12 protein-coding genes and 3 pseudogenes are annotated in these 14,463 nt (G+C 60.6%); 6 read left to right on the top strand and 9 right to left on the bottom strand.

The genetic code is table 11. The annotated features are described in order from the left end of the window. Nucleotides 1-71: 71 nt before the first annotated feature. Complete coding sequence (locus tag FSO04_RS26090) at nt 72-677, top strand: TetR/AcrR family transcriptional regulator (protein ID WP_154563935.1); 606 nt, start codon at nt 72-74, stop codon at nt 675-677. 135 nt (nt 678-812) lie between these two features. Here the strand turns inward: FSO04_RS26090 and FSO04_RS26085 are convergent. The 6 genes and pseudogenes from FSO04_RS26085 to FSO04_RS47700 form a co-directional block, all read right to left on the bottom strand. Next, a pseudogene (locus FSO04_RS26085) lies at nt 813-1,088 on the bottom strand (bifunctional Delta(1)-pyrroline-2-carboxylate/Delta(1)-piperideine-2-carboxylate reductase); the annotation flags it as partial. A 110-nt stretch (nt 1,089-1,198) separates the two neighbouring features. Beyond that, complete coding sequence (gene lhpH, locus FSO04_RS26080) at nt 1,199-2,206, bottom strand: trans-3-hydroxy-L-proline dehydratase (protein WP_154563931.1); 1,008 nt, start codon at nt 2,204-2,206, stop codon at nt 1,199-1,201. Nucleotides 2,207-2,263: 57 nt separating this feature from the next. Next, nucleotides 2,264-3,523, bottom strand: coding sequence for a metal-dependent hydrolase family protein (locus FSO04_RS26075; RefSeq protein WP_154563929.1), 1,260 nt, complete (start codon nt 3,521-3,523; stop codon nt 2,264-2,266). Beyond that, complete coding sequence (locus FSO04_RS26070) at nt 3,520-4,548, bottom strand: MFS transporter (protein WP_325063535.1); 1,029 nt, start codon at nt 4,546-4,548, stop codon at nt 3,520-3,522. The genes FSO04_RS26075 and FSO04_RS26070 overlap by 4 nt, the downstream gene beginning before the upstream one ends. Before the next feature lie 163 nt (nt 4,549-4,711). Continuing rightward, on the bottom strand, nt 4,712-5,608 hold the full coding sequence (locus FSO04_RS26065; protein WP_154563927.1) for a LysR substrate-binding domain-containing protein: 897 nt from the start codon (nt 5,606-5,608) through the stop codon (nt 4,712-4,714). A 658-nt stretch (nt 5,609-6,266) separates the two neighbouring features. After that, nucleotides 6,267-7,571, bottom strand: a pseudogene (locus tag FSO04_RS47700) (collagen-like triple helix repeat-containing protein); the annotation flags it as partial. Between the two features lie 94 nt (nt 7,572-7,665). On the opposite strand from FSO04_RS47700, the gene FSO04_RS48785 reads away from it, so the two are divergent. Continuing rightward, a complete protein-coding gene (locus tag FSO04_RS48785) occupies nt 7,666-8,055 on the top strand; it encodes a hypothetical protein (protein ID WP_199203067.1) in 390 nt (129 codons plus the stop codon). Between the two features lie 617 nt (nt 8,056-8,672). Continuing rightward, entirely contained in the window at nt 8,673-9,113 is a 441-nt protein-coding gene (locus tag FSO04_RS26055) for a hypothetical protein (RefSeq protein WP_154563925.1), read from the top strand. Nucleotides 9,114-9,486: 373 nt separating this feature from the next. Here FSO04_RS26055 and FSO04_RS26050 read toward each other — a convergent pair whose 3' ends face one another. Then, the gene (locus tag FSO04_RS26050; protein ID WP_154563923.1) at nt 9,487-10,464 is read right to left on the bottom strand and encodes a helix-turn-helix transcriptional regulator; all 978 of its coding nucleotides are present in this window, start codon (nt 10,462-10,464) and stop codon (nt 9,487-9,489) included. A gap of 99 nt (nt 10,465-10,563) precedes the next feature. On the opposite strand from FSO04_RS26050, the gene FSO04_RS26045 reads away from it, so the two are divergent. Together FSO04_RS26045 and FSO04_RS26040 are read left to right on the top strand one after the other, a co-directional pair. Beyond that, complete coding sequence (locus FSO04_RS26045; protein WP_154563903.1) at nt 10,564-10,707, top strand: hypothetical protein; 144 nt, start codon at nt 10,564-10,566, stop codon at nt 10,705-10,707. Continuing rightward, nucleotides 10,704-11,366 (top strand): glutathione S-transferase family protein, encoded by a 663-nt coding sequence (locus FSO04_RS26040; protein WP_154563901.1) that lies wholly within the window; start codon nt 10,704-10,706, stop codon nt 11,364-11,366. The genes FSO04_RS26045 and FSO04_RS26040 overlap by 4 nt, the downstream gene beginning before the upstream one ends. A 312-nt stretch (nt 11,367-11,678) precedes the next feature. Here FSO04_RS26040 and FSO04_RS26035 read toward each other — a convergent pair whose 3' ends face one another. Next, nucleotides 11,679-12,137 (bottom strand): MEKHLA domain-containing protein, encoded by a 459-nt coding sequence (locus FSO04_RS26035; RefSeq protein WP_154563899.1) that lies wholly within the window; start codon nt 12,135-12,137, stop codon nt 11,679-11,681. A 378-nt stretch (nt 12,138-12,515) separates the two neighbouring features. Beyond that, a pseudogene (locus FSO04_RS26030) lies at nt 12,516-12,758 on the bottom strand (transposase); the annotation flags it as partial. A 338-nt stretch (nt 12,759-13,096) separates the two neighbouring features. On the opposite strand from FSO04_RS26030, the gene FSO04_RS26025 reads away from it, so the two are divergent. Further along, nucleotides 13,097-14,275 carry an NHL repeat-containing protein gene (locus FSO04_RS26025; RefSeq protein WP_233464982.1) on the top strand — a complete coding sequence of 393 codons (1,179 nt, stop codon included), beginning with the start codon at nt 13,097-13,099 and terminating at the stop codon, nt 14,273-14,275. Nucleotides 14,276-14,463 lie beyond the last annotated feature (188 nt).

Genomic DNA, 14,463 nt, shown 5'->3' with positions numbered 1-14,463 from the left:
TCTCGTTTTGACGAATCTAAACGAGACTGCCCAGTCTTGTCAACTACTCAACGATCTGTTATTTATCTCGCATGGACACTTCTTCTCTCCCCGGCCTGAGCCCGCTGCAATGCCGCAAGCGGTCTGCGATCCTCAACGGCGCGAAAACCGTTTTCTTGCGCGAGGGTTTCGGTTTGGCAACGATGGACGATGTCGCCGCAGCCGCTGGGGTCGGCAAACAGACGGTCTACCGCCACTTCAAGTCGAAGGAGGCGCTCTTCGTTGGTGTGGTGAGCGAGATGTGCGCTCAGGTGGGCGCGCTGCTTGCCAGCGCTCAGGGCGAGCAAACCGATGGCGCACCCGAAGTCGAGTTGCGCGCGTTGGGATGGTTGCTGGCACGAAGCCTTATCACGCTGGATAATCTGCGGCTTTACCGCGCCATCGTTGCTGAGGCCGAGCGTCTTCCGGAACTCGGCCAGGTGTTTTACGAAAATGGTGCAAAGGTCGTGCGTGCCTTCGCCGCAAAAATTCTGCGAAGGCGGTTTGACGAATCGACTGCTGCATTGCGGGCAGCGACATTCGTTCAGTTGGTGCTTGGCGACGCGTATCTGGAACTGTCAATTGGCTACGCGGTACCCAATGTTGAAGCACGCTTTGCGCCGCAGATTGACGAGGCGGTGGCGGCTGCACTTCGCTAAGGAGCCCCGCATAAGATGTCGACCTGCTGCATGCGGAACGCAACAGCGTCTAGCGCGGGAAACGAGACACCGCATGTCCGCTTCCGAGCAATCACTGTTCAACACGCGTTCCGCAAATTCCCCATCCTCGATTAACTAGGCCGCCGATCGACGCTCTGACACCGCGCTTTGCTCATCCACTGCACGGGCGTTCAGCCCCTCTTCCTGCCATTGCGCTGCGCATGCCCGTGCGGTCTGCGGATTGATGTTCCATACCTCGACGGACTCGAGCTGACGTACGCTGGCTATTGCTGGCCCAAGCAGACGTCCTACCCGGCCGGCACCGACCACGAGCAGCCGCGACGCGCCGGGGTTGGCTAGCAACTTGACGCCGAGCGCCGATGCGGCCGCGGTTCGTCGCGAGGTAATAGCGTCGCCACAAGCGAGGACAGCGGAAGTAAGCGGCTGACCTCAGCGGAATCGATATTTATCGTGGCACGTAGTTGTTATTCGAAGATCCTGGAATCGTGAGCGAGCACCGCTCAACGTACCAGGAATCCATACTTGAGCGGATCGCGCTCGTCGATGATCCAGTTGGCGAATCCACAAACGTGGGCTGAGCCTTCGATCTCGGGGATCACGGCGGGGAAATCGCCGAGCTGCGTTTCACCGACAACGCGCGCGCGGAACACCGTGCCGATGATCGATTCATTCACGAGTACGTCGTCTCGCCCAATCTCGCCACGCAGATACAGTTGCGCCACGCGGCCTGCGCTGCCCGAACCCGTCGGAGACCGGTCCACTTCCCGGTCCGCGAAAATGCAGCAGTTCGCCTGAGTGGATTCGGGAAATCTCGGCGCGCCGTGAATGATCGTGCCGTAGATATGATTGATTTCCGGAATCTGCGGATGCACAAGTGGAAACGCGAGGTTGGCAGCGATCTTCACTTCAGCACCGAATTGCTTGAGCACTTCGACCGACGACTCACGAATCGCGAGGCCGTGCGGCGCGCCGTCCGTGTAGAAATAGAACGCACCTCCGAATGCGATATCGCCTGTCACCGTCCCGTACGTCGGCGTCTCGACGCTCACGTCGCGCTTGTAAATGAACGATGGCACGTTAATGAATCGCACACCGTTGGCGTGCATGCCGTCCCATTTGACGAATGCTTCGATAAAACCACAAGGTGCGTCGATGCCAACCCGCGTCTCGGGCGATTCGCGCTGCACCCAGCCGAGCTCCACCGCAGCCGTTGCCAGCGCGATCACGCCATGTCCGCAGTGGTCGCTATATCCTTCGTTGTGCAGGAAGATGATGCCGAAGTCGGCCGTGGGTGAAACGGGCGGCGTGAGATAGCCCCCGTACATGTCCGCGTGTCCGCGGGGTTCGAACATCAGGGCCTGGCGAATATTGTCCGCATGTTCGCGAACCCAGGCACGGCGCTCCACGATCGAGTTGCCCTGCAGGCGGGGAAGGCCCGAGGTGACGATCCGGAACGGCTCTCCGCCGGTATGGACTTCGACGGTACTGATTGTGCGACTGACCTGCATATCCTTATATCCTCCACGTGATGTCTGCGCGCCACTACGGACGCCGTGCTACGTGCGTTATGCTGCCACGGGCTCGAGCAGTTGTCCTGCCTGTTTGACGCAAACTCCGGCCTTGATCACCATCGGGATGTGCTCTCCCTGACCGAGCAATAGCGACAGATTCTCAACCGGGTCACCGGCCACAACGACCAGGTCGGCCTTCGCGCCCACGCTAACGGTGCCTCGCACGCCGGCTTCGCCGATGATCTCTGCTGCTACCGATGTGGCGGAACGGATCGCCTCCAGATTCCCGACTATCTGCGCGCGCGCCTCGAACTCGTCGGACTGGTACGTATGCAGTTCTCCCAGCATGTCAGAGCCGAAGCCCGCTTTGACGCCGACGCGTGCCAGCAACCTGAGTGCCTCGCGACCGACAGATCGGGCCGCATCGATCTTTTCCAGCGATTCAGGCGGGAAGCCAAGCGTAGGCCCCTGCGCGAACAGATGGTCCAGGGTAGCAAGCGTCGGCACCATGTAGACGTTGCGTTCCACCATCATGCGCGCGGTCGCCTCGTCCACCAGATTGCCGTGCTCGATGCAACGCACACCGCATTCGATCGCGCGACGGATCGCCCGCGGCGTGTAAGCATGCGCCATGACGTAAGTGCCCGCCGCCTCTGCTTCCTCTACCGCGGCCCGAAGTTCTGCCTCCGAGTACTGAGTGTTTGTGATGGAATCGTTCGGCGACGCTACGCCACCGGATGCCATGACCTTGATCTGCGTAGCACCTTTAAGAATTTCTTCACGCACGGCGAGCCGGATTGCGTCTTCGCCGTCTACGACACGCGCAATCGCGCCCTGACGGCCCAGACAACCGCAAGCGTCGCTCAACTGGTCGCTGCGCGGACGGAAGTCACCATGTCCGCCCGTTTGCGAAAGTGCCTTGCCCGATGAGAGAATGCGCGGCCCTAGGAGCACGCCGGTATTAACCGCCTCGCACATGCCGAAGTCCGCGCCGCCGGCATCGCGCACCGTTGTAAAACCGCGGTTGAGCATGCCACGCACAATCGGCACGGTACGCAGCGCGGCGAGAAAGTTCGGCATCACCGCATTCGCGCCGAGGTTGGTTTTGGAGGCGACTACATGCACATGCAAATCGATGAAGCCGGGCAGCAGCGTATGTCCCGGCAACGCGTACCGGGCGTCGGGCGACACCGACGTCGGCACGGTGCCGATCGAAGCAATGACACCGTCCTTCACGCAGACGTCGACGCCTTCGCGGCGCGTGCCGCTGGCGGGGTCGAAGACATTGATTCGTTCAAGTACGAAAGTGCTCATGAAATTGCGATTCCGCTCAGGATTGATAGGGTTTCATCAACAGAGTGCCGATCAGGCTGACGGCAGCCGCGAACACGATGTAATACGCGGCGCTTGCCCATGCGGTCGGAGAAAGCCCCGACGATTGGCGCCATCACCATCAGCACCACCCCGCTCACCACACCCGACACGAAACCCTGTTTTTGACTTAACCCGAGATAGCGCGTCGCATAGGTCGGCATGTAGAACAGGATGACGTAGGTGCAAACCGTCCACAACACCACCATCATCAAACTCGATACCACCTGGCGTGGGTAGACGCGTATTACTTCGCGCAAAGGTGTTTCAGCATGCTTCTTCTGTGTAGCGAATTCGGGCGTCTCGTCGATCTTCAGTCGGATGTAGTAGCCCACAGGCGCGATCAACATACCCACGAAAAATGGAATTCGCCAGCCCCACCGCAGCACGGCATCGGCCGGAAGGGCCGACACGATCAGCGTGCCCACCAGACTACCAATCACGACGGCAAAGCCGACACTGGTCTGGATCCAGCTCGAATAAGTGGCGCGACGGTCCTTCGGCGCGTGCTCGGTCAGGAAGGCGGTCGCCCCGCCCATTTCACCACCTGCGGAAATCCCTTGCAGCAATCGAGCGAGCACGATCAGGCACGGAGCAAGAATACCGATGGATTGGTACGTCGGTGCGAACGCAATGATTGCGGAACCCAACGCCATGAGCAGCATTGCCAGCGACAACGCGCGCTTTCGGCCGGCGCGGTCGGCATAGATGCCGAATAGAATGCCGCCCAACGGCCGCATCACAAAGCCAACACCGAATGTGGCCAGCGCAAGCAGCAGTGACGTCGTTTCGTTGCCCGCCGGAAAAAACAGCTTGCCGATGATGGCGGCAAAGAATGCATACCCTGAGAAATCGAACCACTCGAGGCCGCTGCCAATCACGGTCGCGAAGATCGCGTGACGTCGCGTGGCGGCGGGAGAAACTACGGGCACCGCTCCCGTGACGCCGCTGGGTATGTCCATTGCCATGACTGTCACCTCTCCGATGTTTTTGCCTAACGCGAACGTTCGCGGTCTGTGCACCCCTTGAATGTAATTTTTGACCTGGGGGGATGGAAACGTTAATTTCGCATTCGCGTTTGCGATATTTGCAAACGCATGGCAACGGGGAGAAGCCGTCAGCGTGCTTAGCTCACGGCGTCATCTGCGCGATGGCCCATTCACGGAAGCGTCGTGCCGGCGCACTTTCCGCTCGCTCCAGCGGGCGTGTCAGGTAATAGGCGCCGCCCATCGTTGCTGACGCCGCCGATGCTTTGACGAGCGTGCCATTCTCAAGCAGCAGATCGATGACCTTGCTCCATCCGAGCGCGATGCCTTTACCATGCGCCGCGAGTTCCGTGATCAACGGATAACTGTTCACGATGATCGTCGAGGCAGGATTGGTCCGCGTCACACCTACGCGTTCGAACCAGCTATGCCACGACATCCAGTTTCGTTCGGCATCTTCGAGTACGAGCAGCGTGTGCGACAGCAATTGCGCCGGTTCGAGAAGTGTGCCGTTCAGATAGCCGGGCGAGCAGACGGCATAGACCTGCTCATCGAACAGCTTCTGCGTGTGAGTGCCGGGCACGTCTGCGTTGCGCAGATAGAAGATACCCACGTCGTACTCCGCGGAAGAGACAACGCCGAAATGATCACGCACGATGATCCGCAGATCGATGTCCGGGTTGACCTCGATAAAGGAGCCGAGCCGGGGCGCGAGCCACAATGCGGAAAGCCCGGCAGTGCAGGAAATGGTCAGCCGCGACTTGACGACCCGCGCCATCATATTCGACGTGGCGCTGCTGCAAAGCTCGAGAATGCTTCGCACGTCAATTGCATAGGTTTCGCCGGCGGGCGTCAGGCGCAGGGCGTTGTGTTCACGTGAAAAAAGACGTCGCCCGAGGAATTCTTCCAGTTGGGAGATCTGCCGGCTGACCGCACTCGGTGACAGATGCAACTCGTTGCCGGCGCGAGTGAAACTCAGGTGTCGTGCGCTTGCTTCGAAGGCGAGCAGGCATCCGAGTGGCGGCAACGGGGTTAGTGCCATGAGTCGTGGTTCTTGGCCTAGCGGGTAGTAGCGGGAGTATGCACCGAAAGCGGAAGGACTTATGCCGCCAGCCAATCCACGCAACGCAGCCGGCTCTTACGCGTGCTCGAACTCGCATGGTTTGCGTTGACGTCGCAAATCATTCCATTGGATTTTGCCAATGCCTGTTCGATTGACGATTGCTGGCAACGTCAATCGGGCGTTTCGGTGCCGAAATCTATGTGGACGTTGCTGCCGATCCGCGTCAGGCGGACGCGCGCCATCGGCCCGTATCCTTAGTAGGATCGTTGCTTGATACCCCAACGATCCGCATCGTAGGGACCACCCAGAGGTTCTTGTGCAATGTGATCACTGAACCGTCTGCGCGATTCCTTGTGTACTCAACCAACAAATGCACTTTTTGCGGGCTGACCAGCACCGCGTGCTTATGAAGGTGGACGGTGCAGTCCCATCCAGTATCCCGCTCAAGGTCGTCAAAGAAGCTGGCGGGCAGTTGACCTTTGTCTTCTCATATCACCAGTCGCTCGCCTGAGAGAATGATGTGCGGAAAATGGAGGCAAGCGTCCATGTCCGTAAGATCACGCGCGTTGCATGGTGCCACGCGGATCGGCGGGCCGGTTGCCCGGTCCGCCGTTTTCCCCCATGCGTGGTGCCTTCGTTACTTCCTTGATGTCAGCCCACCGAGCACGCCGCCAGATGACCCGGACGTCCCTCCTCCGGCGCCGCCAAGCGCACTCGTCAGGGCATTGACGAGGCCAGTCACGGGCGCGAGCAGGTTGGTCGTGCCGGATCCACTTGAACCGCCCGAGGCGTGTAGCGCGCCCGTCGACGATGATGCTACTGACGTCGCTGGTACTAGCGGATTGTTGGCGCTGCCTGTCGCGCTGTTCGGCGCGACGCTTGCCGAGTTGGGCACGCCGGTGAGCGGCGCTAATGGATTGCCGGGTCCTCCGACCATGCTGGTCAGCGAGGAGGTCAGCGAAGTCAGCGTGCCGGTCAGAGGTGCGAGCGGATTGGTCGAACCGCCAATACTGCCAAGTCCGGCCGTCAGCGTGCCGGGCAGCGAAGTGAGGATGTTGGTGAGCGGTGCCAACGGATTGCCGGACGAGCTGCCGCCCGGATTGAGGATGCCGGTCAGGCCGCCGAGCGGATTACCGCTGCCCGAGCCGCCTGTGGTCAGCAGGCCGTCGACCGAGGTAACCGTATTGCCCAACTGGGTCACCACGTTACCTAGGTTCTTGCCGATCGGATTGCCCGTGGCGCTGCCGATCTGGCTGCCCGCAGTGTCGAGGCCATGGCCGATGGTCGACAGCAGTCCGTTGAGCGGATTACCCAAACCGGTCGTGTCGCCGACGGTCTGGGTGGTCTGCGCGAGCGTCGCGGTGATTGGCGTGATTGCAGTGCTGAGGGTCTGCGTGAGCTGCTGCACCGGGCCGTTGGTGAGCGTCGAGCCGAATTGCGTGCCCAGGCTGCTGACGGCGGTGCCCACGGTGGAGATTGTGCTGCCGAGCGGGTTTGTCAGCGGGCTGAGTGGAGCAGTTGGACCGCTGCCGAGGCTGGTCACGAGCTGTCCGGCGCTATTGACGGCCTGACCGGCGTCATAGACCAGGTTGCCGCTGCTGGCGAGCGTGGTACCGAGAGGCTCGGTCGAGTTCCCAAGCTGGCCGAGACCGTTGAAAGCGCCCGCGCCGAGTGCGGACACCCCGGCGCCGAGATTCGAAACCACACTGCCGAGCGCTGCGGCGGTTGCGGTGTTGCCGCCAGGGATCGGTGTGAGACCGATCTGGCTGCCGATGGCCGAGACAGTCTGGCCGGCCGTGGTGACGACGTTGCCGGTGTTCTGCACCACGACGCCGAGCGGGTTGGCGCTGGAGGGCGTCGGAGTGGGCGTGGGCGTCGGAGTGGGCGCGGGCGTGGGCGTCGGCGTCGGCGTCGGCGGCGGCGTGGGCGTGGGCGTGGGCGTAGGGGGCGGCGGAGGCGGCGTGGGCGGCGTGGGGGTGGGCGTCGGCGTCGGGGTAGGCGTGGGCGTCGGCGTCGGCGTGGGCGTCGGCGTGGGCGTGGGCGTAGGCGTAGGCGTGGGCGTGGGCGTCGGAGTAGGCGTCGGCGTGGGCGTCGGAGTAGGCGTCGGCGTCGGCGTCGGCGTCGGCGTCGGCGTCGGCGTCGGCGTCGGCGTCGGCGTCGGCGTGGGCGTAGGCGTAGGCGTGGGCGTCGGAGTAGGCGTCGGCGTCGGCGTCGGCGTAGGCGTAGGCGTCGGCGTCGGCGTCGGCGTCGGCGTCGGCGTCGGCGTCGGCGTGGGCGTCGGCGTCGGCGTGCCGTTACCTGAGCCGGACCCCGCCCCTCCTCCCGAACCACTGCCGGATCCGCCGCCCGTGCCTGTGATGGCGCCGCTTCCCGAAGCACTGCCAAGCGTCGGCGACTTCGTGGTCAATGTCGATCCACAACCTTGAAGAACCATCAGTGACGACACGCACATGGCGATCGTCGTCATTTTGAAATTGCGATTCATGCTTGCACCCCCCCGGTAATGAAAATCCTAGGGTTGTGACTGCAAAGGTCATACCATATGGGACCGCACCGTGTGGTGCATAAGAAAACTCGGCAAATCAAGGGCGCGCAGGCGATCGATTCCCGCGCGTCGCGATATTGAAACGCCGGTGTGGCGCGGAACATTGTCTTCCGGACCTCGAATGTAACGTAACGTGCGGAGAGCGGTTTTCACCCATCGGTAGCTCCTCCGAGACAGCTGTTCTTCGCCAATGAGCAGTCGTTTGAGAGCCGATTGCGATCGACGGTTGGTGTTCGACTTTGCCTGTCGGCGATCGGCAGAAGTCGTTGAGGGTTGTTGGATGCCTGCCGTGGTCGCCACGACTGTGAACACGCTACGGCACGTGCCGGCAGGCGTCGAACAAGCCTCAACGCCTGACGCCAATAGCACCGAAAGCGTTTCACAAAAAACCATCGGATCATTTTGTTACACCTCTTACCGAGGTCCGAACTGGCGCGCTACAAAAACCTTTCGGAGGGCGGTTATACTCGGCGCCGTCCCAAAAACCAGAGACCTTTTATGTCGAAGAGAATCTTCCAGATTGTTGCCGTTGCAGCGCTCACCACTGCAGCGTCGTTACCGGCGGTGGCCGGCGATATGAACAATGCCCTTGGCGGCGCGCTCGGCGGCGTAGCCGGCGCTGCCCTGGGTGGCGCAGTAGGCGGCAGCACGGGTTCCGTCATTGGCGGTGCAGTCGGCGGCGGCGCCGGCGGCGCAGTCACGTCAAACCGCAGGGAACGCACGGGCGCCATCATTGGTGGCGCGCTCGGGGGCGGTGCCGGCACAGCGGCAGGCAATGCGATGGGCGGCCGCACGGGCGGCCTCGTCGGCGCGGCCGTGGGCGGCGGCGCGGGTTCAGCGCTTGGCGGTAACATTTCGCGGTCAAATTCGTACGCGGACGACTATTCCCGCGGCTACCGACCGGACAAGCGCCATCACAAACATCGCCACCATGACTGAACGTTGAGCAAAAAACGGCGTGGTTCGATCAAAGGTTAAGCCCGCAACGCCGAATACTTTTCGCAGCGCTGCACGGGCGATTCTCGTGTGAGCCGAACCGGCACTCGATGAACCACGCCAGCCTCTTCAATCGGACCTTCGATTCGCCCGACAGCGGTCGTTCAAATACGGCCTTCATTGACTATCCGCTAAGAGCTTTCCACGCGCGAAGACCACCCAACTTGCCCAACTTGGATCCGGTTGGTTTGGCTGCCTCGCCTTTTTGACTTCAGGCCCCCGTTACAATCTAACGGAGTCGTAAGAAAGGAAACCCATGTCCGCTTTTCCACCTCCCGGACTGTCCAGGTTTCCTGGCTTCATCTCTTCACCAAAATTATGCGCCCCTCTTATAGAGCGCTTTCAACTGTGACAACTCTTCCATAAATTTATTCTTAAGTTCCCACGGCCCTACGATCTTCAAATTTGAACCGTATCCCAACAGCTTCCGCGCGCCGTGCTCGATGGATTCGATGGGCATCAAAAACTCTTTCCATCCTGATGGCACCTCCGCACTACCTGCACCCTGCAAAACTGGAGCGGTTTTAATACGCGCGTTGACCAACCAATTCTCGCCGCGCGCCGACACGGCGATATGTGCCGTCAACCGATAAAGATCGGTCTCGTAGCGGTCTATGGCGTCACGCCAGTGCTTCGCCAGGTCAAATCGCGCAGGACGCTTGAAACGGCGGCGAGAGGACTTGAATTCACTAATATTCGCTAGCCGAAAGGTCAGTGCGCCGGGCCTGCCCACCACCTTGGCAATCAGGTACCAGGTACCTCCCTTGAGCACCAAACCGAGCGGCTCAAGTTCGCGGCGGGATAAACCATGCCAACTCTCATACTTCACTTCGATACGGTACGAGCTCCACACGGCATTGGCGACTTCACGCAGAAATAACGGCGTTTCTTGAGCACGGTACCAATCCACCGTGTCAATGTGCAGTCGGCTAGCGACACGATCAGCCTGCTCGCGTGAGTCCGGAGGCAGACTGGCAATCATCTTTAGCCGCGCAGAGGTTGCCATGCCGTCCAAGCCCAGTTCCGTCGCAGGCCCAGGCAAACCTGCCAGAAACAGCGCGTGCGCTTCGTGCTCCGTGAGCCCAGTGAGATCGGTACTCCAACCCTCGCGTAATTGAAATCCCCCGTTGCGACCTCGATCCCCCCAGATGGGCACGCCAGCACTAGAGAGCTGATCGATATCGCGCAAGATCGTGCGCTCGGAAACCTCCAGTGCTTCAGCCAAAGCCGGTGCGGTCATACGCCCGCGCGCTTGCAGCATCATCATGATCGACAAAAGGCGGCTAGCTTTCATAAATGACACCTGACCTCAAATACATGACATAAGGCGTCATGTTAACGGACTTACTATCTGCCACATCCCTCCTCTGCTCGATCAATGCGAAGGTCAAATATGGACAAGGGCATTCACGAAAAGCAACTCAAGGTCATTGAACTACGCCAATACACCCTTCACCCCCACAAACGCGACGTGTTGATCGATCCGTTCGATCGTGAGTTTGTCGAGACACAAGATCAATTGAAGAGAGACAAATGAAAATAATTTCCGGACCCCTGAGCATGTTCGGTGCCAAGGTTGAGATCGCGGCGCACGAGAAGGGCATCGACTTCGAACTGGTGATGGCTCCGTTTGATCAGTTGCGCGGTTACGCCCCCAAACATCCAGACGTATTGCGCGTCAATCCGAAGCATCAGGTGCCGGTACTAATAGACGGCAACCTGGAGATTTTCGATTCCACGCAAATATTTGAGTATCTTGAAGACCTGAAGCCCAATCCCGCCTTATGGCCGGCGCATCCAGAGGCGCGCGCCATGGCGCGTCAGCTCGAACACTGCTGCGATGAAATCTATTTTCCCCACATTGTCCGACTGATGGGACTTGAAGATGCGCCGGATGATCCTGCGGCGCAGACTGCGCGCAACGAAGCGTTGCAATATTATCGACGCATGGAACGAGTTCTTGCCAATCGCGAATTTCTGGCCGAGACCTATTCCTATGCCGACATTGCGTTTTACATGGCGCAGTTGTTCGGCGCGCGCAAGGGTGCGCCGATAACAGGAGAGACGCCCAACCTGCTGGCTTGGCGTGAACGAATGATCGCACGTCCTGCCGTGCGAAAAGTTGCCGGTGCTATGGCGGGATATCTTGCCTCGATTGGAAGTGCAGTCCCCGATTTTCTTCATGGACTTAACTAGCAGCTTGTTGAAAAACTTCGTGCCACCGTCATTCGAGCACGAGCGGTGAGGGGGACATCATGCGTTCGGTACTGTCGTGACTTGCAGTCATTTCTGAGCGTCATACCCTCCGATTTTCGGCGATCTTCGCGAAGGTATCGAATGACTGAAACTGGGCCGCGTGCTGCCTAATGCATGAGGTATCGTTTCCGTGGCGCGCAATGCGGCGACCGACAGCGGGCGACGGCAGATTCAGCCGCCGTTCAGACTACCTTCTTCGAAACGACTGTTTTCAAGCAGCCACTGCGGCTCGTCCCAGATTGATATGCGCGATCAAAGGTCGTGCGTGCTCGGGATGACAACCGCTTGGCCGTGCAGTTTACCGTTCGTGTCGAGAAGCTGCCACAGCGTGGCTTCCTCGATCATGAAACGCTGGCCCGACTTGGTGATACGCACACCCTTGTAGCCCGCCTCGTAGCCGAGCCGCTGTACGCGTGCGAGAAATTGCTGCCGCTCCTCGCGATTCGGAGCCTCGGCCGAGAGTCGGGACGGCAGTCGGGTGATTTCATCCCAGCTATATCCAAAGCGGCGTTGCGCGGCCTTGTTGCCGTATATAAAGAGCGGGTCGGGATCGGTGTTGTGCGCGAGTACCGCGAACGGGGCATGCTCATAGAGCCATTCGGTAGCTTCGGCCAGGGGCATGGCCTGTTGCACCAGGGGCCGACCAAGTAGCCGGGCATAGCTGTCGGCAAGGAGCTGATAGAAAGCTGGATCGCGGTGGAGTGGGATCATCTGGGGCATTTCGACGGAGATCGTGGGGTCTGTGCGACGGCGGTGGCGCTCACGATACAGCATTGGCGGCGAAGGTTTCCAGCTTCCCGGCGTACTGCGGCGGCATAGGGCGGTGATTGATCAATCGCCGGAAAATTGTGACGGACACTCCACGGTCCGATGCGCACGCGACCGAGGATCGCTGCTGGCCGCGTCTGCCTAACGCATGAGGCATCGTTTCCCGTGGTGCGCGATGCAGCGACCGGCAGCACGCGACCGAGGGTGTGTGGAAACTCGATTTTCGCGGCTGAGGGCGAGGTTCGCGGTCGGGTCAATCAAGTTAGATACGTCGAGCTTGCGCTATTCGAGCAATGCGAGCGCAAGAAGCCCTTCAGGGCCTCAGCTTCCAGCCATCCTCATTGCCTTCATTGTCCTCGCAACCCCAAGTATATTCATGACTCGCTTGAGGTTGTATGCCAGTACCTGAAGGCTCATTTCGGTGCTCACCCGCCCGAGCGTCCGGGTCTGGAAGTGTGTGGCACCCATCCAGTGCTTGAGCGTGCCGAAGACGTGTTCAACGATGCTTCTTCGGATGGTCATCGCATCAGGCTTCCGGTCAAGCCGACGCTGCAACTGCTTCAACTCGAACGGACTAGCGTGCCATGACAGGCCACCCCGTGTGGCCGGTCACGCTGGAATATTTGTTCCTGCCAGCCGTTTACTGCGCACGGACGATCCCATTCCGTTATGCCTGAACCAGGCCTCGATTGCCACGCACCCGCCGGCAAGGGTCTGCGCTTGCCTGTTTGCAGGATTCGCCCCGCCGTTGCCGACGCTGCGCGACGCGCGTTCGAGTTGCAGGACAGCGGTGCTGGTTGCCGTCTCGTGGGCACGGGCGAAATTCGCTAGCGGCGGCCGGCACGCACTGCGCGCAGCGACAACAACGCGCCCGCCCCGCGGCCTTCTTGGAGATGCCAGTCATGAACCCCGTCATAAACGGCTTCAATCCGATAATCGACCAGCAACCCTGCCAGCGCGGTGTCCGTGCAAAAGACCGCACGCTGAAACACCTGCTGCTGGCTGCCCTATACGGCGCCAGTCTCGCGCTTTCGGCAGCGGGCTCCGCCCTCGCCGACGAGCTCACGCCGCTGCTCCCGCCGTCGTTCGTCACCTCGACGACGATACCGGCCAACGGTGATGTCAATCCGTACGGCGTCGCCTTCGTGCCCGACGGATTTCCCCGCTTCGGCACCATCGCCGCAGGCGACCTGCTGATCTCGAACTTCAACAACGCGCAGAACGCCCAGGGCACTGGCACGACGATCGTCAAGATCGTGCCGAACAACCAGCCGGCCACGACGTTCTTCCAGGGCGCCCCGGGGCTTGGCCTGAGCACCGCGCTCGGTGTTCTCAAGGGCGGCTTCGTGCTGGTCGGCAGCGTACCGACCACGGATGGCACCTTCAATACGATCCAGCCCGGCGTGCTGCTGGTGCTGAACCGAACCGGCAACATCGTCGCGCAATGGACGCCTGCGATGGCGAAGATCGACGGACCCTGGGATCTGACGATCTTCGATCAAGGCGACCGTGCAAAGGTGTTCGTATCGAACGTGCTCAACGGGACGGTTGTGCGCCTCGATGTGAGCGTCGACGACAACGGCGTTCATCTCAACCACGCGACGCAGATCGCCTCGGTTTACCCGCATCGCAGCGATTCCGCGGCACTGGTCGTAGGCCCGACCGGACTCGCCTACGACCCACAGCGCGACGTACTCTATGTCGCGTCCACCGTCGATAACGCGATCTTCGCGGTATTCGATGCGGGCAAATCGCAGCACGACGGTGGCAAAGGCGTGGTGATCTATGCGGACAACGCACATCTCCACGGCCCGCTCGGGCTAACCCTCGGACCGAACGGCCATCTGTTCGTCGCGAACGGCGATGCGATCAATAGCGATCCGAAGCAGCCGAGCGAAATCGTCGAATTTACGCCGCAAGGCCGCTTCGTCGCGCAGCTTGCCGTCGACCCGGCCCAAGCCGGTGCCTTCGGACTGGCGTTCTCGCAGCCGCGTCATGAGTTCGTGCGCTTTGCGGCGGTCGACGACAACACAAACAGCGTGACGGTCTGGAACGTGCCTTTCGAGAATGGTGGGCAATAACGGGCGTTGGAATGACGTGCAAAGCGCTCGGAAGCGACTTCATGAAATCAGGTCTTTCGCCGGTGGCTGGCATGCGACTGCCAGCCACTGCGCGCCTCGGCGCGTCGATTCCATTACCCGCAATCCGACGCCGGCCGACGCTTAAGAAAAATAATTTGTAAAGTACGCTACACACATGTAGTTTACTT

The organism is Paraburkholderia madseniana (assembly GCF_009690905.1).
Classification (GTDB): domain Bacteria; phylum Pseudomonadota; class Gammaproteobacteria; order Burkholderiales; family Burkholderiaceae; genus Paraburkholderia; species Paraburkholderia madseniana.
This window is presented reverse-complemented; position numbering and strand designations above follow the sequence as displayed.

Excerpts from the sequence above, each read along its gene's own strand:
- lhpH (WP_154563931.1), bottom strand. The coding sequence starts at position 2,206 with ATGCAGGTCAGTCGCACAATCAGTACCGTCGAAGTCCATACCGGCGGA.
- FSO04_RS26075 (WP_154563929.1), bottom strand. The coding sequence starts at position 3,523 with ATGAGCACTTTCGTACTTGAACGAATCAATGTCTTCGACCCCGCCAGC.
- FSO04_RS26040 (WP_154563901.1), top strand. The coding sequence starts at position 10,704 with ATGAAAATAATTTCCGGACCCCTGAGCATGTTCGGTGCCAAGGTTGAG.
- FSO04_RS26090 (WP_154563935.1), top strand. The coding sequence starts at position 72 with ATGGACACTTCTTCTCTCCCCGGCCTGAGCCCGCTGCAATGCCGCAAG.
- FSO04_RS26035 (WP_154563899.1), bottom strand. The coding sequence starts at position 12,137 with ATGATCCCACTCCACCGCGATCCAGCTTTCTATCAGCTCCTTGCCGAC.
- FSO04_RS26025 (WP_233464982.1), top strand. The coding sequence starts at position 13,097 with ATGAACCCCGTCATAAACGGCTTCAATCCGATAATCGACCAGCAACCC.
- FSO04_RS26050 (WP_154563923.1), bottom strand. The coding sequence starts at position 10,464 with ATGAAAGCTAGCCGCCTTTTGTCGATCATGATGATGCTGCAAGCGCGC.
- FSO04_RS26070 (WP_325063535.1), bottom strand. The coding sequence starts at position 4,548 with ATGGCAATGGACATACCCAGCGGCGTCACGGGAGCGGTGCCCGTAGTT.
- FSO04_RS26065 (WP_154563927.1), bottom strand. The coding sequence starts at position 5,608 with ATGGCACTAACCCCGTTGCCGCCACTCGGATGCCTGCTCGCCTTCGAA.
- FSO04_RS26045 (WP_154563903.1), top strand. The coding sequence starts at position 10,564 with ATGGACAAGGGCATTCACGAAAAGCAACTCAAGGTCATTGAACTACGC.
- FSO04_RS26055 (WP_154563925.1), top strand. The coding sequence starts at position 8,673 with ATGTCGAAGAGAATCTTCCAGATTGTTGCCGTTGCAGCGCTCACCACT.